The sequence below is a fragment of the Acrocarpospora phusangensis genome (assembly GCF_016862995.1).
Taxonomy (GTDB): Bacteria; Actinomycetota; Actinomycetes; order Streptosporangiales; family Streptosporangiaceae; genus Acrocarpospora; species Acrocarpospora phusangensis.
In genome coordinates this window covers 43,395-60,176 of sequence record NZ_BOOA01000046.1, presented here as the reverse complement: position 1 = coordinate 60,176, position 16,782 = coordinate 43,395, and the positions used below count along the sequence as shown (strand labels likewise).

At 72.2% G+C, this 16,782-nt stretch carries 15 protein-coding genes; 6 read left to right on the top strand and 9 right to left on the bottom strand.

Features of this window, described 5'->3' with window-relative positions:
* Positions 1-9: 9 nt before the first annotated feature.
* Positions 10-771 (bottom strand): neutral zinc metallopeptidase, encoded by a 762-nt coding sequence (locus Aph01nite_RS25685; protein WP_204043548.1) that lies wholly within the window; start codon positions 769-771, stop codon positions 10-12.
* A 123-nt stretch (positions 772-894) separates the two neighbouring features.
* Here Aph01nite_RS25685 and dxs point away from each other — a divergent pair, with 123 nt between their 5' ends.
* Both dxs and Aph01nite_RS25675 read left to right on the top strand, forming a co-directional pair.
* Positions 895-2,775 (top strand): 1-deoxy-D-xylulose-5-phosphate synthase, encoded by a 1,881-nt coding sequence (gene dxs, locus Aph01nite_RS25680; protein WP_204043547.1) that lies wholly within the window; start codon positions 895-897, stop codon positions 2,773-2,775.
* A 98-nt stretch (positions 2,776-2,873) separates the two neighbouring features.
* Complete coding sequence (locus tag Aph01nite_RS25675) at positions 2,874-4,340, top strand: amino acid permease (protein WP_204043546.1); 1,467 nt, start codon at positions 2,874-2,876, stop codon at positions 4,338-4,340.
* Here the strand turns inward: Aph01nite_RS25675 and Aph01nite_RS25670 are convergent.
* Positions 4,318-4,920 (bottom strand): LysE family translocator, encoded by a 603-nt coding sequence (locus Aph01nite_RS25670; protein WP_204043545.1) that lies wholly within the window; start codon positions 4,918-4,920, stop codon positions 4,318-4,320. The two genes, Aph01nite_RS25675 and Aph01nite_RS25670, sit on opposite strands and share 23 nt — an antisense overlap.
* Before the next feature lie 36 nt (positions 4,921-4,956).
* Positions 4,957-5,340: an SSI family serine proteinase inhibitor gene (locus Aph01nite_RS25665; protein WP_204043544.1), complete on the bottom strand. Its 384-nt coding sequence runs from the start codon at positions 5,338-5,340 to the stop codon at positions 4,957-4,959.
* A 177-nt stretch (positions 5,341-5,517) separates the two neighbouring features.
* On the opposite strand from Aph01nite_RS25665, the gene Aph01nite_RS25660 reads away from it, so the two are divergent.
* Positions 5,518-6,510 (top strand): LacI family DNA-binding transcriptional regulator, encoded by a 993-nt coding sequence (locus Aph01nite_RS25660; protein WP_239161972.1) that lies wholly within the window; start codon positions 5,518-5,520, stop codon positions 6,508-6,510.
* Positions 6,507-7,283, top strand: a complete 777-nt coding sequence (locus tag Aph01nite_RS25655) for a sugar phosphate isomerase/epimerase family protein (RefSeq protein ID WP_204043542.1) — start codon at positions 6,507-6,509, stop codon at positions 7,281-7,283. Before Aph01nite_RS25660 ends, Aph01nite_RS25655 begins: the two co-directional genes overlap by 4 nt.
* On the opposite strand, the gene Aph01nite_RS25650 is transcribed toward Aph01nite_RS25655, so the two are convergent.
* The 3 genes from Aph01nite_RS25650 to Aph01nite_RS25640 are packed head-to-tail and all read right to left on the bottom strand — an operon-like array spanning position 7,262 to position 10,361.
* The gene (locus tag Aph01nite_RS25650) at positions 7,262-8,086 is read right to left on the bottom strand and encodes a sugar phosphate isomerase/epimerase family protein (protein ID WP_204043541.1); all 825 of its coding nucleotides are present in this window, start codon (positions 8,084-8,086) and stop codon (positions 7,262-7,264) included. The two genes, Aph01nite_RS25655 and Aph01nite_RS25650, sit on opposite strands and share 22 nt — an antisense overlap.
* Positions 8,083-9,207: a dihydrodipicolinate synthase family protein gene (locus tag Aph01nite_RS25645; RefSeq protein ID WP_373872324.1), complete on the bottom strand. Its 1,125-nt coding sequence runs from the start codon at positions 9,205-9,207 to the stop codon at positions 8,083-8,085. Before Aph01nite_RS25645 ends, Aph01nite_RS25650 begins: the two co-directional genes overlap by 4 nt.
* Positions 9,208-9,215: 8 nt before the next feature.
* Positions 9,216-10,361 carry a Gfo/Idh/MocA family protein gene (locus Aph01nite_RS25640; RefSeq protein WP_204043539.1) on the bottom strand — a complete coding sequence of 382 codons (1,146 nt, stop codon included), beginning with the start codon at positions 10,359-10,361 and terminating at the stop codon, positions 9,216-9,218.
* A 131-nt stretch (positions 10,362-10,492) separates the two neighbouring features.
* Between Aph01nite_RS25640 and Aph01nite_RS25635 the strand changes: the two genes are divergently transcribed.
* Complete coding sequence (locus tag Aph01nite_RS25635; protein WP_239161971.1) at positions 10,493-12,040, top strand: alpha-amylase family glycosyl hydrolase; 1,548 nt, start codon at positions 10,493-10,495, stop codon at positions 12,038-12,040.
* Between the two features lie 52 nt (positions 12,041-12,092).
* Here Aph01nite_RS25635 and Aph01nite_RS25630 read toward each other — a convergent pair whose 3' ends face one another.
* Positions 12,093-13,319: a ribonuclease D gene (locus Aph01nite_RS25630; protein WP_204043537.1), complete on the bottom strand. Its 1,227-nt coding sequence runs from the start codon at positions 13,317-13,319 to the stop codon at positions 12,093-12,095.
* A 191-nt stretch (positions 13,320-13,510) separates the two neighbouring features.
* The gene (locus Aph01nite_RS25625) at positions 13,511-14,101 is read right to left on the bottom strand and encodes a DUF3000 domain-containing protein (RefSeq protein ID WP_204043536.1); all 591 of its coding nucleotides are present in this window, start codon (positions 14,099-14,101) and stop codon (positions 13,511-13,513) included.
* Positions 14,102-14,578: 477 nt separating this feature from the next.
* Between Aph01nite_RS25625 and hemE the strand changes: the two genes are divergently transcribed.
* On the top strand, positions 14,579-15,616 hold the full coding sequence (hemE, locus tag Aph01nite_RS25620) for a uroporphyrinogen decarboxylase (protein WP_204043535.1): 1,038 nt from the start codon (positions 14,579-14,581) through the stop codon (positions 15,614-15,616).
* Positions 15,617-15,667: 51 nt separating this feature from the next.
* On the opposite strand, the gene Aph01nite_RS25615 is transcribed toward hemE, so the two are convergent.
* The gene (locus Aph01nite_RS25615; protein ID WP_204043534.1) at positions 15,668-16,729 is read right to left on the bottom strand and encodes a DUF4349 domain-containing protein; all 1,062 of its coding nucleotides are present in this window, start codon (positions 16,727-16,729) and stop codon (positions 15,668-15,670) included.
* Between the last annotated feature and the right edge of the window lie 53 nt (positions 16,730-16,782).

The window sequence follows — 16,782 nt, the reverse complement described above, 5'->3', positions numbered from 1 at the left end:
GGAGCCCCGTTACGAGACGCGGGACGCCGGTGCCGTGAAGGTGTTGCACGCCTTCGGGCCGTTGCCGTCCCAGCCCCGCTTCATCCAGTATCGGATGTTCTTGGTCTTGCCGTGGAGCACGTCCCCGAAGGTCAGGTCCATGAGGTCCTGGTAGTCGAACTCGTTGCGGCCGAGCGAGTGCCACACGCTGCCGATGAAGGCGGACGCGAAGCACTCGGCCTGCAGTTCGACCTGACGCTGGATCGCGTACTGCTTGGTCTTGCTGGCCTTCTTCTGCAGGCGCATGGCGGCCGGCAGGATGCCGGCCCGGTCCTGCGCGTAATGCCCGTACTCGTGGGCGATCACGTTGAACAGGGTGAACTCGTCGGGGTCGGCGAGCTGCCACTTGCTGATGGCCACCCACATCGTCTTGTTCTTCGGGCAGTACAGGCCCGCCGCGTAGTTGATGGGGTACTTGCCGCAGCCGGTGGCCACACTCTTGGTGATGTAGCGGACCTTGGGCTTGCTGAAGGGCAGGCCCGCCTGCTTGAACTCCTCGCCCCAGGAGCGGTCCAGGCATTCGAGCAGGTGGTCCAGGTAGAGCTGGTAGGAGTTGAGGTCGTCCGGCCGCCGGTCGAGTTCCTTGCACTCGGTCCAGTCGAACTCGCCCGTCTTGTACAGCGGGTTGTGCGTCAGCGCGGCCTTGCCGGTGGGCACCGGCGCGGCATGCGCGGTGCCGGTCAGCAGAGTGGCACCGATCAGTCCGGTGATCAGCAAAGTCAGAATACGCATGAAACCTGGAGCGTACGGGACAAGTCAACGGCGGGCAAAGGGATTGCCTGGTAGGTAGGGGAGGCGTAAGAAGAACGGCGAACTAGACTCGTCCCAGTTCGACGACGAACGGAAGGGTGAGCAGTGGGGCTACTGGAGTCTGTGAGCGGACCGCACGACCTCAAGCGACTGGACCCGCGGGACCTGCCGGCACTCGCGGCTGAGATACGCGACCTGCTCGTCTCCTCGGTGGCGGGATCAGGTGCGGGTGGGCATCTCGGCCCCAATCTGGGGGTCGTGGAGCTGACCATCGCCCTGCACCGCGTCTTCGACTCCCCGCACGACCCGATCGTCTTCGACACCGGTCACCAGTCCTACGTGCACAAGATGCTCACCGGCCGGGCCGGCCGGTTCGGCACGCTCCGCCAGGAGGGCGGCCTGTCCGGCTACCCCAGCCAGGCCGAGTCCGAGCACGACCTGGTCGAGAACTCGCACGCCTCCACCGCCCTGTCCTACGGCGACGGCCTGGCCAAGGCGGTCAAGCTGCGCGGCGAGGGCGACCGCACGGTGGTGGCGGTGATCGGCGACGGCGCGCTCACCGGCGGCATGGCCTGGGAGGCGCTCAACAACATCGCCGCCAACAAGGACCTCCCGCTGGTCATCGTGGTCAACGACAACGGGCGCTCCTACTCGCCCACGATCGGCGGCCTGGCCACCCACCTGGCCAAGCTGCGGGTCACCCAGAACTACGAGCAGGTCCTGGAGTTCGTGAAGGACCGCTTCGGCAACGTCCCGGTGCTGTACGACACGCTGCACGGCATCAAGAAGGGCATCAAGGACATCATCGCCCCCCAGGCCATGTTCGAGGACCTCGGCCTGAAGTACGTCGGGCCGATCGACGGCCACGACGAGCCGGCCGTGGAGAGCGCCCTGCGCAAGGCCAAGGCCTTCGGCGGCCCGGTCATCGTGCACGTGCTCACCACCAAGGGCCAGGGCTACACGCCGGCCGAGAACCACGAGGAGGACTGCTTCCACGCCCCGCAGCCCTTCGACGTGGTCACCGGCGAGGAGATCCCGAAGGCGTACGGGTGGACCAACGTGTTCAGCGAGGAGATGGTGCGGATCGGTGCCGAGCGGGCCGACGTGGTGGCCATCACCGCCGCCATGCTGCACCCGACCGGGCTGGCCGAGTTCGCCGAGGCGTATCCGGAGCGCATCTTCGACGTGGGCATCGCCGAGCAGCACGCGCTCACCTCGGCGGCGGGGCTCGCCCTGGGCGGGCTGCACCCGGTGGTGGCGGTCTACTCCACCTTCCTCAACCGGGCCTTCGACCAGCTGCTGATGGACGTGGCGCTGCACCGGCTGCCGGTCACCGTCGTGCTGGACCGGGCCGGGATCACCGGCGACGACGGGGCCAGCCACAACGGCATGTGGGACCTGTCCATCCTGCACGTCGTGCCCGGCCTGTCGGTGGCGGTGCCGCGGGACGCCTCCCGCCTGCGGGAGCTGCTGCGGGAGTGCCTGGACGTCACCGACGGCCCCTCGGTGGTGCGGTTCCCGAAGGGCGCCGTGGTCCGCGAGTTCGAGCCGGTGGCCGCGCTGGGCGGGATGGACGTGCTGCGCTCCGCCCCCGCCGAGAAGGACGTGTTAGTGGTCTCGGTGGGCCCGATGGCGGAGGTCTGCCTGGAGGCCGCGTCGCTGCTGGCCGCGCAGGGCATCGGCGCCACCGTGGTGGACCCGCGCTGGGTGCGGCCGCTGGATCCGGAGCTGGTCCGGGAGGCGGCGGCGTACAAGCTGGTCGTGGTGGTGGAGGACAACGGCCGGGTGGGCGCGAGCGGCGACGCGGTGGCCCGCGCGCTGCGCGACGCCGACGTGGACGTGCCGGTCCGGACCTACGGCATCCCGCAGCGCTTCCTGGACCACGCCAAGCGGGCGAAGCTGCTGGCCGAGTTCGGGCTGACCGGCCAGGACCTGGCCCGGGAGATCACCGAGGCGATCGCCAAGCGCAGTCCCGCCCTGACCTGATCCCCGCCTGTCCCCCGCTCCTTTGCCGAGCGCGCCGGTTTCCGCGCGCCCGGCTGGGCAGTGACCAGGGACGGGCATGATCAGGGAGGGGTGCGGGTGTGGGCATCTTCCGCACGAAGTCGGTCGAGCAGTCCATTCAGGACGCGGAGGGCGCGGGCAACCGCCTGGAGCGCACGCTGAGCGCGCTCGACCTGACCGTGTTCGGCCTGGGCGTCATCCTCGGCACCGGCATCTTCACGCTGACCGGCCTGGCGGCCCGCGACTACGCCGGCCCCTCGGTGGCGCTGTCGTTCGTGGTGGCGGCCGTGGTCTGCGGCCTGGCCGCGCTCTGCTACGCCGAGTTCGCCTCCACGCTGCCGGTGGCGGGCTCCGCGTACACCTTCGCGTACGCGACCATCGGGGAGTTCCCGGCCTGGATCATCGGGTGGGACCTGATGCTGGAGATGGCGCTCGGCGCGGCCGTGGTGGCGGTGGGCTGGTCCGGCTACTTCACCTCGGTGATGGAGAGCCTGGGCGTCACGCTGCCGGTCGTCGGCGTCGGCGGCTGGACGTTCAACTACCTGGCCGTGATCGTCGTGCTGCTGCTGACCTGGCTGCTGGTGGGCGGCATCAAGATGTCCGCCCGGTTCAACCTGGTCATGGTCGTCCTCAAGGTCGCCGTCATCCTGCTGGTCATCTTCGCCGGGCTGTTCTTCGTCAACGGCGCCAACTACACGCCGTTCGTGCCGCCCGCGAAGGCCACCGAGGGAGTCTCGGGACTGGCCGCGCCGCTGATCCAGGTCCTGTTCGGGGTCACCCCCACCGTGTACGGCACGGCCGGCGTCTTCGCCGCCGCGGCCGTGGTCTTCTTCGCCTACATCGGCTTCGACGTGGTCGCCACCGCGGCCGAGGAGACCCGCCACCCGCAGCGCGACCTGCCCATCGGCATCATCGCCTCGCTCGCCTTGTGCGCGCTCCTCTACGTCGCGGTCTCGATGGTGGTGGTCGGCATGCTGCCCTTCCACCAGCTGAGCGAGAGCGCGCCGCTGGCGGACGCGTTCAAGGCGGTCGGGCAGCCGTGGCTGGCGGGGCTGATCAGCATCGGCGGCATCTCGGGGATGACGACGGTCATCCTGATCCTGATGCTCGGCCAGAGCCGGGTGTTCTTCGCGATGAGCCGGGACGGGCTGCTGCCGAAAGGTCTGGCGGCGGTGCATCCGCTGCGGCGCACGCCGTACAAGATCACGATCATCATCGGGGTGGTGACGGCCGCGCTGGCGGGGTTCATCCCGTTGAGCACGCTGGCCGAGATGGTGAACATCGGGACGCTGTTCGCGTTCGTGGTGGTGGCCGTGGGCGTGGTCGTCCTGCGCAGGACCCGGCCGGACCTGCCGCGCTCGTTCCGCGCGCCGCTGGTGCCCTGGCTGCCCGCGCTGGCGGTGCTCGCCTGCGTCTACCTGATGCTCAACCTGGCGGTGGAGACCTGGCTGCGGTTCGTCGTGTGGATGGCGCTCGGCGTCGTCGTCTACCGGCTCTACAGCGCCCGGCACAGCCGGGTCGCGCTCAGCCGGCGATCCCGGAGCTGACCAGGACGGCGCCGGCGCCGGCGAGCAGCAGGCTGCTGGCGGCCAGCAGGAGCCGGTAGCCGCGTACGCCGACCCGGTGCCGTCCCGCGCCGACCAGCCCGGCCAGCGCCACCTTGGAGCCGACCAGGACCAGGTAGAAGCCGAGGACGAACGCGAGCGCGCCGGCCGGTCCCGCGTCCCAGGCGGCGACGAAGAGGGGCGCGCCGACGGTGGCCCAGAACAGCCACGGGTGCGGGTTGAGCATGTTGACGACGACGCCCCTGAGCACCTGGGCGGGGGCGCCGTCCCCGGGGCGCGGCGGCTCGGCCGTACGGGCGTCGCGCAGGCCCTGCACGCCGAGGAACACCACGTACGCCCCGCCGGCCAGGGACAGCACGCGCAGGAAGCCGCCCGGCAGCGCGCCGACCGCGCCGATCGTGAGCAGCACGATCGGCAGGTCGGACAGGAGCGGCACGCACGCGATCCGCAGTCCCGCCGGGAAGCCGCCGCGCAGGCTGGCCGTGATCACCAGGCTGAGCAGGGCCCCCGGCGAGAGCCCGGCGCCCAGGCCGAGCCCGAGCCCCAGCAGCAGTTCGCGCACTTAACCTCCGTTTTGTCCATTCCGGAGGTTAGCGGGTCAGAAGGCGAACACCTCCCACGTCGCCACGTTCAGCCAGCACATGTTGGTGAACGAACGGGTGTAGGCGATCGGCCGGCCGAAGTAGTTTCCGGTCGCGGTGGCCGTCACCGGGTCGTACAGGGCGATGCAGAACACGCCCGTCTTGGGGGCGATCATCGCGGGGTCGCCCCAGGCCCTGGCCAGCCGGGCGCAGGCCGCCGCCGGGGACGGGTGGGTGCCGCCGTCCGGCGAGCAGGTGAGGGCGACGGTTCTGGTGGCGCCTCGCTGGGTGATGCTGAGGGTGTAGCTGGCTCCCGCCGCGGCCGAGGCCGGCACGACGGTGAGTGGAGCGGAGAGCAGCGCGGCGGCGGCCGCCAGCGCGACGATCCTCATGATCTTCATCACGGCTCCAGGTGGGGATTCGGCTGCCGACCATGCATGCGCCAGCCCGGCCGCCTCCGTCAAGCCCGGCGCGCCGGAGGTTCGGATCGTCCCAGCGTGGGCGGTGCCCGTGATGTACGTTTCGCGGACGATCCGGTCCGCCTGGCATACTGGGAAATCGCTTTCCGTGGAGGTCGTGTGGTCACTCTGGAGGACGTGGCGAGGCAGGCCGGCGTGTCACTGGCGACGGCCTCGCGGGTGCTCAACGGGAGCACCCGGCAGGTCGGGGCGGCCATGCGGGTGCGGGTGGAGAAGGCCGCGGCCGAGCTGGGCTACCGCACCAACGTGGCGGCGCAGACGCTGGCCAGGGGGGCCAGCAACGTGATCGGGCTGGTGGTGCACGATCTCGTCGATCCGTACTTCGCGGCGATCGCCGACGGGGCGATGCGGGCGGCGGACGCGGAGGGGCACGTGGTGATGGTGGGCACCACGCGCCGCGACCCGGAGCGGGAGATCGCGTACGTGGCCACGCTCAACGCGCAGCGCGCCAAGGCCGTCCTGGTGGCCGGGTCGCGGGTGGCGGACCCGGGGCTGACCGCGCGGCTCAGGGCCGAGCTCGACCGCTACCGGGCGCAGGGCGGCCGGGTCGCCTGCGTGGGCCAGGACCTGCTCGGCGTGGACACGGTCGCGCCCGGCAACCGGGCGGGCGCCGCCGCGCTGGCCGCCCGGCTCGCCGGGCTCGGGCACATCCGGTTCGCGGTGCTGGCCGGGCCGCCGCACCTGATCACCGCCGCCGACCGCCGCGCCGGCTTCTGCGCCACCCTCGCCGAACTCGGCCTGCCAGAACCCCAGATCGTGTACGGCCGCTTCGACCGGGACGGCGGCCACGCCGCGGCCGCCTCCGTACGGCCCGACGTGACCTGCGTGTTCGCCGTCAACGACGTGATGGCCGTGGGCGCGCTGGCCCGCTTCAGGGAGCGCGGGGTACGCGTGCCCGAGGAGGTCTCGGTGGCGGGCTTCGACGACATCCCCACGCTGCGCGACCTCGTCCCGGCCCTCGCCACCGTACGGCTCCCGCTCGCCGCCATGGGCTCACTCGCGGTCGAACTGGCCCTGGGCGGGGCCGAGGAGCCGCAGGTGGTGCCGATAACCGGCGAAGTGGTCCTGCGGGAGAGCGTGCGCGCGCTATGAAGCTGGCCGTCAGCACGCTGGGCCTACCGGGGGAGGGTGTCGCGGCGGCCGTGGAGACGGCGGTCCGGGGCGGCTGCGACGGGCTGGAGCTGCGCCTGCACCCGGACACGGGGGTGCACGCCGGGCTGGACGCGGCCGGGCGCGCGGCCGTCCGGGACACGATCCACGGGCACGGGCTGGCCGTCGCCGCCCTCGCCGGATACACGAAGATCGCCGCGCCGGGCCCCGACGAGCCGGTGGCCGCCGGGCTGCGGGCCGACCTGGAGCTGGCCGCGGACCTCGGCGCGACCGGGGTCCGGGTCTTCCCCGGCGGCGACGACCTCGCGGCGGCCGCGCGGCGGGTGCGGGCGGTCGCGGACCTGTGCCGGGAGCACGGCGTCCGGGTGTTCGTGGAGACCCACGACAGCCTGCCCACGGGCGCGGCCGTGGCCGGACTGCTGGACGCCGTCGCCCTGCCGGACGTGACGGGAGCCATCTGGGACCTGCTGCACCCCTGGCGGCACGGCGAACCCCCGGCGACCACTCTCGCGGCGCTGGCCCGCCACCTGGCGTACGTCCAGATCAAGGACGCCGTCTCGGCCGCCGACACCACGCCGCGCCCGCTGGGGGCCGGTTCCGTGCCGCTCGACGCCTGCGGGGAGCTGCTGCGCGGATTCCCCGGCTGGGTCTCGCTCGAATGGGAGCGCACCTGGTATCCGCACGTCGAACCGGTGGCGGAGATCCTGCCGGGGGCGCGGGACTGGGTGTCCCGCTACGCGATCAGCTCCGCGTAACGCGCCTTCATGGTCGTCACCACCGTGTCGGGGTCGGCCGCCCAGACGTCCGCGTTGAAGATCTCCACCTCGATGTCGCCGGTGTATCCCGCCTCGGCCACCGCCCGGTTGAGCGGCGCGAAGTCGATCACGCCGTCGCCCATCATGCCCCGCCCGAGCAGCACGTCCGCGGGCAGCGGGCACAGGAAGTCGCACACCTGGTAGCTGGCGATGCGCTCCCCGGCCCTGGCGATCTGGCCGAGCACCGCCGGATCCCACCACAGGTGGAAGGTGTCCACCACCACCCCCACCACCTCGGGCGGGTACGGCTCGGCGAGATCGATCGCCTGCCCCAGCGTGGACAGCACGGCCCGGTCGGCGCAGTACATCGGGTGCAGCGGCTCCAGTGCCAGCCGCACCCCCTGCTCCGCCGCGTACGGCGCGAGCGCCGCCAGCCCTTCGGCCACCCGATCCCGGGCCCCCGCCAGATCCCGCGAGAACGCCCCCAGCGGTTCGCCCGGCACCACACCCGGCAGGCCGCCCACCACCAGGACCAGGCAGGACGCCCCCAGCTCTGCCGCCTCGTCGACGGCCCTGCGGTTGTCGGGCAGCGGGTCCGACCCGGTCAGGAAGCCGCCGCGGCAGAGCGAGGAGACCCGTAGCCCGGCCGCCTGGACGAGCTTCACCGTCTCGTCCAGCCCCTGCTCGGCGACGTCCTGCCGCCACAGCCCGATGGCCCCGACGCCGTGCCGTACGCAGCCGTCCACGGCTTCGGCGACCGTCCACCGCTTGGTCGTCCACTGGTTCAGCGAGAGCCTGTTCATCGGCCGTGCACCGCCAGCAGCGCCCGCATCCGGTGGACGGCCAGCTCGGGGTCGGTCAGCAGCCCGGCCTGGTCGGCGAGGCGGAACACCTCGGCCAGGTGGGGGAGGGACCGTGCCGACTGGGCGCCGTTGACCATCGTGAACGCGTCCTGGTGGCCGTTGAGCCAGGCCAGGAAGACGATGCCGGTCTTGTAGTGGAAGGTCGGGGCTTCGAAGATCCTGCGGGAGAGGGCGACGGTGGGGTCCAGCACGCGGTCGTACTCGGCCGTGTCGCCCGCGTCCAGGGCCTGGAGGGCGGCCGAGGCGGCGGGGGCGATCGCGTCGAAGATGCCCAGCAGGGCGTGCGAGCCCGACTTGATCAGGGACGGGTAGTTGAAGTCGTCGCCCGTGTAGAGGCGCACGCCCTCGGGCAGCGCGGCGCGCAGGCGCACCTCGTGCTCCTCGTCCAGCAGGGAGACCTTCACGCCGTCGATCTTGGCGGCGTTGGCGTGCACCAGCTCCAGGAAGGACGCCGTCGCCGTGTCGATGTCGCGGGAGCCCCAGTAGCCGGCCAGCTGCGGGTCGAACATCTCGCCCAGCCAGTGCAGGATGGCCGGGCGCTCCACCTCGGCCAGGAGCTTGCCGTAGACCGCGTGGTAGTCGTCCGGGGCGTGGGTGATCGCGGCCAGCTGGCGGCTGGCCATCAGGATGACGGTCGCGCCGCTCTCCTGGACGGTCCTGATCTGCTCCCGGTAGGCCGCCTCGACGGCCTGCGGGGTGCGCGCGCCGGGGACGTGGTCGGTCCCGGCCCCGCAGGCGATGAGGTCGGCGGGGTCGCCGAAGGAGCGGGCCTCCGCCGCGCTCAGCCGGATCAGCTCGCGGGTGGCGGCCCAGTCCAGGCCGTTGTTGCGCTGCGCCGTGTCCATGGCGTCGGCCACGCGCAGCCCGTACGACCACAGGTGCCGGCGGAACCGGAGCGTGGCCTCCCAGTCGACCGCGGCGGGGGAGCCGGGGGTGTTGTCGCCGAGCGGATCGGCGACCACGTGGGCTGCGGCGTACACGACGCGGCCGCGCGGCGGGCCCGCCGGGCGCGGCCAGGAGACGGGCTCCCTCAGCCGGTACGTCCCGGCCGGCAGCTCGATCGAGGCGCTCACAGCTCGGCCACCGGAAGGCGCCGGCCCTCGGCGTGCGAGCGCAGCCCCAGCTCGGCGATCTGCACGCCCCTGGCCCCGGACCTGAGCGTGTACGGGAACGGCGCGCCCGCCACCACATGCCGGATGAACTGCTCCCACTGCACCTTGAACCCGTTGTCGAACTCGGCGTTGTCCGGAACCTCCTGCCACCCGTCCCGGAACCGCGCCGTGGCCGGGATGTCGGGGTTCCAGACCGGCTTCGGGGTGGCGCTGCGGTGCTGCACGCGGCAGCCGCGCAGTCCGGCGACCGCGCTGCCGTGCGTGCCGTCCACCTGGAACTCCACCAGTTCGTCGCGGTTGACCCGCACCGCCCAGGACGAGTTGATCTGCGCGACCACGCCGCCGGCCAGCTCGAACACCCCGTAGGCGGCGTCGTCGGCGGTCGCCTTGTACTGCGTGCCGCTCTCGTCCCAGCGCTCGGGGATGTGGGTGGTCACATGGGCGTACACCGACTGGACCCGGCCGAACAGGTTCTCCAGCACGTAGGCCCAGTGCGGGAACATGTCCAGCACGATGCCGCCGCCGTCCTCGGCCCGGTAGTTCCAGGACGGGCGCTGCGCGGCCTGCCAGTCGCCCTCGAACACCCAGTAGCCGAACTCGCCGCGCACCGACAGGATCTGGCCGAAGAAGCCGGCGTCGATCAGCCGCTTCAGCTTGATCAGGCCCGGCAGGAAGAGCTTGTCCTGCACGACCCCGTTGCGCACCCCGGCCCGCTCGGCGGCCTCGGCCAGCCGGATGGCCTCCGGTACCGACTCGGCCGTCGGCTTCTCGGTGTAGACGTGCTTGCCCGCCGCGATGGCCTTGAGCGTGGCCGGCACCCGGGCCTGGGTGACCTGCGCGTCGAAGTAGATCGTGTTCGCCGGGTCGGCCAGCGCCGCGTCCAGGTCGGTGGTGTGGTCGGCGATGCCGTGCCGCTCGGCCAGCTCGGCCAGTTTGGCGGCGTTCCGGCCGACCAGCACGGGACGGAGCCGCACGCGGGAGCCGTCCGGCAGGGTGACGCCCGCCTGCTCGTTGATCGCCAGCACGGACCGCACCAGGTGCTGGCGGTAGCCCATGCGGCCGGTGACGCCGTTCATGACGACGCCTAGGACCTGCTCGCTCATCGCGATATCTCCTGCTTAAGGGGTTGGAAAGCGCTTTCCTGAGGATATGAGGTGGATGGCCGGTGGGCAAGCGCTTTCCAACGTTGGCGTTTTGATTAACTTTGCGCAGTACGTACGAACAGGGAGCACTTGTGACGCAATGGTGGCGTGACGCCGTCGTCTACCAGATCTATCCCCGCAGCTTCGCCGACGGGAACGCCGACGGGACCGGCGACTTCACGGGGGCGCTGGCCCGCCTGCCGTACCTGGCGGAGCTGGGCGTGGACGCCGTCTGGTTCTCGCCCTTCTACCCGTCCCCGCTCGCGGACGGCGGGTACGACGTCGCCGACTACTGCGACGTGGACCCCCGCTTCGGCACCCTGGCCGACTTCGACGCCTTCGTCGCGGCGGCGGCCGGGCACGGCATCCGGGTGATCGTCGACGTCGTGCCCAACCACTGCTCGTCCGCGCACCCCGCCTTCCAGGCCGCGCTCGCCGCCGGGCCCGGCAGCCCGGAACGCGACCTGTTCATCTTCCGCGACGCGCCCAACAACTGGCAGTCCATCTTCGGCGGCCCGGCCTGGACGCAGACCCCCGACGGGCAGTGGTACCTGCACCTGTTCGACTCCTCCCAGCCCGACTGGAACTGGGCCAACCCGGCCGTGCCCGCCATGTTCGAGAAGGTGCTGCGATTCTGGCTGGACCGGGGCGTGGCCGGGCTGCGGGTGGACGTGGCGCACGGTCTGTTCAAGGACCCCCAGCTGCCCGACGTGCCCGACCCGGCGCCCTCCGACCGGCCCTCGCCCTGGTTCCACCGGCCCGAGCTGGTCGCGCACTACGCCACCTGGCGGGCCATCCTGGACTCCTACCCGGCGGACGTGTTCCCCGGCCGCCGTACCGCGGTGGGGGAGTTCTGGGGGGACGAGATCACCCACCTGGAGCCGTACTTCATCCCGGGCGGCATGCCGCAGGCATTCAACTTCTTCCTGTTCCAGACCGCCTGGAACGCCGCCGCGCTGCGGCAGACGATCACGGCCTCGCTGGCCCTGGCCGAGGGCTCGGACGTGGTCGCCCCCTGGGTGATCAGCAACCACGACGTGATGCGCCCGGTCAGCCGGTACGGCGCGCCCGCGCCCGCCCGCTCCGACGCCGAGGTGGACGTGGCCCTGGGCACCCGCCGCGCCCGCGCCGCCGCCCTGCTGCTGCTCGCCCTGCCCGGTTCGGCGTACGTGTACCAGGGCGAGGAGCTGGGACTGCCCGAGTTCCTGGACATCCCGGCCGCCGACCGCGACGACCCGGTCTACCGCCGTACCGGAGGCGCCAGGCTCGGGCGGGACGGCTGCCGCGTGCCGATGCCCTGGTCCGGGACGGCCGCGCCGTACGGGTTCGGCGAAGGCGGCGCCACCTGGCTGCCGCAGCCGGACGGCTGGGCGGCGCTCACGGTGGAGGCGCAGCGGGCCGACCCCGGCTCCACGCTGGCGCTCTACCGCGCCGCGATCGCCGGCCGCCCGTCCGGCGAGTTCCGCTGGCTGGACGGCTACGACCTGGCCTTCACCCGGGGCGACGACTTCGCCTGCCTGGTCAACCTGGGCACGGAGCCGGCGGAGCTGCCGGCGTACGAGTCCGTGCTGCTGGCCAGCGGCGGGCTTCCCGGCGGCGCGCTGCCCCCGGACACCGCGGTCTGGCTGCGGCTGCGCTGACCCTCCGAGGCCGGTGAGGTGGGAGTCGGTCAGACCCCGGCCGGCGAGGAGGTCAGATCTCGCCCTTGGTCTCCAGCCGCTGGAGGGCCTTGGCGAGCGGCAGGGCGGTCAGTCCCACCTGCCACTCCCGGGCTCCCAGCTCGCGCAGCCGCGCCGCGATCACCTCTTCGTCGGCGGAATCCGGCGGCTCCCAGGTGAGGCGGCGCACCGCGTCCGGCTGGAGCAGGTTCTCGGTCGGCATGCGGTGCTCGTCGGCCAGCGCGGCCACCACCGTCCTGGCCGCGTGCAGCCGCTTGGCCGCGACCGGGTCGCGGTCCGCCCACCGGTTCGCCGGGGGCGGGCCGTCGCCGGGGCCGATCGGCTGCGGCAGCTCGTCGTCGGCCATGATCCGGGCCCGGGTCACCGCGTTGAGCCAGTCGCGCAGATGCCGCCGCGCGCTGCGGCCGGTGAACGGCGCGATCTCGGTGAGCGCCTTGGTCGTGCGCGGCAGGTCCAGCGCGGCCTGCACGATCGCCGAGTCCGGCAGCACCCGACCCGGCGCCAGGTCGGCGTCCCTGGCCAGCTCGTCCCTGAGCGTCCACAGCTCGCGGACCACGGCCAGGCCGCGCAGGTTGCGGACCCGGTGGATGCCGCTCGTACGCCGCCAGGGGTCGCTGCGCAGCGGCGCGGTGGGCGCGGCCAGGATCGCCGCGAACTCCTCCATCGCCCACTCCAGCTTGCCGCTCTCCACCAGCTCGGCGTGGAGCACGTCGCGCAGCTCGATGAGCACCTCGACGTCCAGCACCGCGTAGCGCAGCCAGTCCTCCGGCAGCGGCCGGGTGGACCAGTCGGCCGCGCTGTGCCCCTTCACCAGGCCCAGGCCCAGCACGACCTCCACCATCGTGCCGAGGCCCACCCGCTCGTAGCCGAGCAGCCGCCCGGCCAGCTCGGTGTCGAACAGCAGCTTCGGCCGGAAACCCAGCTCGGCCAGGCACGGCAGGTCCTGGGAGGCCGCGTGCAGGACCACCTCGGCGCCGCCCAGCGCGGCGTCCAGGCCGGTCAGATCGGGGCACTGGATCGGGTCGATCAGCGCGCTGCCCGTCCCCGCGCGGCGCAGCTGCACCAGGTACGCCCGGCCGCTGTACCGGTAGCCGGAGGCCCGCTCGGCGTCCACCGCGACCGGGCCGCTGCCCGCCGCGAACGCCTGCACGGTGGCGGCCAGCGCCTCCTCGTCCTCTACTACCGGCGGGATGCCGTCGCGCGGTTCCAGCAGCGGCTGGACGTCTTTCTCATCGGTCACTGAACAACCTCGGGCTGGCTACCTCGTCCCTCATGGCGGCTGGTAGGTGGTTCGGAATGGTGGAACGGTCCGGCACGGTGTGCTCCGGGTTCGGTCGATGTCTCAAGCTATGGCATGCCGCGACCACATGAGGAGGCGACGAGCGAGACGATCAACCGAGCCTCCTCTCGGTAGGGCGGAGAAAGAGCTTTCTAGAGCACTTTCGGATGGTCGGTACGCCGCGGCTTCAGGGCCGCGACATCGGGCGGCAGCGGGGGGATCCCCGCCGCCAGGCACATCAGATCGCACCACGCGGCCACGTGGGCGGACAGATCTTCGTCCAGCGGCGACCAGGACGCACGCAATTCCAGTTCGGTCGTGACGGGATCGTTGTCCTTGTTGCCGAAACCTTCGGACACCGCCCGGGTCACCGTGCCGCCCGCGGCGGCGAACGCCGCGCCGTGGGCCTCCAGCGCCTCGGTCAGCCAGCTCCAGGCCACCGGGCCGAGCAGCGGGTCGGAGGTGATCTCCGGCTCCATGTCCGCCCGGACGTACGCGACCAGCCGGAACGGGCCCTCCCAGCCGCGCTGGCCGTCCGGGTCGAACAGCATGATCAGGCGGCCGACGGCCAGTTCGTCGTCGTCCCGGTAGACGGACGCGCCGACCGCGCCGGAGTACGGCGCCAGCCGCTGCGGAGCCGGAATGTCCTCCAGCTCGATCTCAGGGCGGACCTCGGCGGGGCGCAGCGTCTCCAGCGCGCGCCGGAAGGCGGCCGGCGGCGCCGGCGGGTCACCGAAGGTCATGACCGAAGCGTAGGCCGGATTCGGGAGCGCGCGAAGCAGAGGGGAGGTCGTTGTCGTCATATTTGATGATCAAGCCGCCGCCCGCGCCAGGAGCAGGGCACTGCCACAGTCGACGCAGGACCACTCGTCACAGGTCTCGTGGCCGTCCTGACAGGGCGGCTGCTCGAACGCGCGCTCGGCGGCGCAGGCGGCACAGCGCTCAGTGCGGTGTTCGGGGGAACTCCACATCGAAGTCATCGCCCTTTCGTCGGAACCCGGAACTCGGTCCGACGTTGACATGTCCCGCCGACATTTCCCCGCATCGCGCTCGGCGTGTCTCGAAAGTGGTAATGGAATCGATGCCGGAGGCGTGTTTGCCGAACATTTTGCCTACCCGGGTGGGCCGCTTGGGCGTACGGCGCCTCCATGATTGCCGGATTTCGTGATCGGCTTGGGGTTGCCGCACCGACCGGCCGCCCGGCATGGCACGCTTGACAGGTGAATCCCCAGCTCGCTGACTCCGCGTTCCTGCTGGCGTGCCGCCGCAGGCCCGTTCCGTACACGCCGGTCTGGTACATGCGCCAGGCGGGCCGGTCGCTGCCCGAATACCGCAAGCTGCGCGCGGGCACGGCCATGCTGGACGCCTGCGCCACCCCTGACCTGGTGGTCGAGATCACGTTGCAGCCGGTGCGGCGCTACGGCGTGGACGCCGCGATCTTCTTCAGCGACATCGTGGTCCCGCTGAAGGCCATCGGCGTGGACCTGGACATCAAGCCCGGTGTCGGGCCCGTGGTGGCCGAGCCGATCCGGGACGCCGCGGGCGCGGCCCGCCTGCGGCCGATCGAGCCGGGCGACGTGCCGTACGTGACGGAGGCCGTCGGCGCGCTGGTCAAGGAGCTGGACCGGGTGCCGCTGATCGGCTTCGCCGGAGCGCCCTTCACCCTGGCCTCCTACCTCATCGAGGGCGGCCCCTCCAAGAACCACGACCGCACCAAGGCCATGATGTACGGCGAGCCCGCCCTCTGGCACGAGCTCATGGACCGCCTGACCACCATCACCCTGGGCTTCCTGCGCATCCAGGCCGCGGCGGGCGCCTCCGCCCTGCAGCTGTTCGACTCCTGGGTGGGGGCGGTGGCCCCGAACGACTACCGCACCTACGTGCTGCCGTACACCAGCCGGATCTTCGAGGGGCTGGCCGACCTGGACGTGCCGCGCATCCACTTCGGGGTGGGCACCGGCGAACTGCTCGGGGTCATGGGCGAGGCCGGCGCGGACGTGGTCGGCGTGGACTGGCGGGTGCCCCTCGACGAGGCGGCGCTGCGGGTCGGCGCGGGCAAGGCCCTGCAGGGCAACCTCGACCCCGCCATCCTGCTGGCGCCGTGGGACGTGGTGGCCGGCCGGGCCACCAGCGTGCTGGAGAGCGGGCGGGTCGCCGAGGGCCACGTCTTCAACCTCGGCCACGGCGTGCTGCCGTCCACCGACCCCGACCAGCTGGCCCGCCTGACCGACCACGTCCACACCACCACGCAGCGCTGACCGCGACCAGGGGCCGCCTCCGCCGCCCGGAGGCGGCCCCTGCCGCGGGAGTCACTTCTCGGTCGTGCTGCCCGCAGAGACGTCCGGGCCGCGCTCGGCCACGGCGGGGGCGGGCGGCGGCGGAGCGGGCGCGGGCACCGGCCGCCGGGGCCGCAGCCTGCGCAGGATCTGGTGGGCGACGATCCACACGACGGCGATCAGGATCAGCCACGGCAGCAGGGTGCCGAGCACGGTCAGGCCGACCTCGACGGCCTTGACCAGGGCGTTCCAGCCGATCTCGAGACCGCCGAAGAAGCCACTGGGCTCCTCCTCAGGCTCCTCCACGACGACTTCGGGGCCGATCAGGGTGAGCGTGACGGTGGCCATGCCGGTCTGCTCGGCGAGGGCCTTCTGCCGGGCCTGCAGGGACTCCAGCTCGGCGGTGCGGTTCTGGATCTCCCGCTCGATCTCCAGGATCTCGCCGATCTTGTCGGCCTTGGTGAGGAGCAGCCGGAACTGGTCCAGGGCCGCCTCCGCCGACTTCACCCGGGCCTCCACGTCGGCCACCTCACCGGTGACGTCCTGCGCGCCCTGGTGCAGCGAGCGCCGCTCGCCCAGGTCGGTGCCGAGCTTGCCGAGGACCTCCGGGTAGCGCGCCGGGGGGATCTTGAATGTGATCACCGCCTCGTTGTTGCTGCCGCTGAAGGCCGTGCTCTTCTCGTCCGCGACGTAGCCGCCCGCGCCGGTCACCAGCTGCTTGGCGCTGTCGCTCGCCTTCACGACGTCCTTGGCCCGCACGGTCAGCTCGGCCGTGTAGATGATCGACCGGTCCACCGTCTGGATGTTGATCGCCTGGACCTCGCCGCCGGACCTGCCCTGCTCGTCCGCGTCCTGCCCGTCGCTCAGGGCGGCGGGGGCCCTGGTGGCGGCGGCCTCCGGCATCGCCTTCTGGGGGGCTCCCGCCACGGACGAGTCCATCGCCGGCGCGGCGCCGCCGGACGTCATCTCGGCGCCGCCCCCGCACCCGGCGACCAGGAACGCCGCGCACGTGAGCGGGAGAAGTAAGTATCGGAAAGGCGAGGCCGCCCACCGGGCGCCGCGCGCCCCGCCGGCCGTGAGCCGCAATCTCATCATGTCCTTGAAGACGCTTCGTACGGGCGGCCGGTTTGAGGCGCTCCGTCACGATG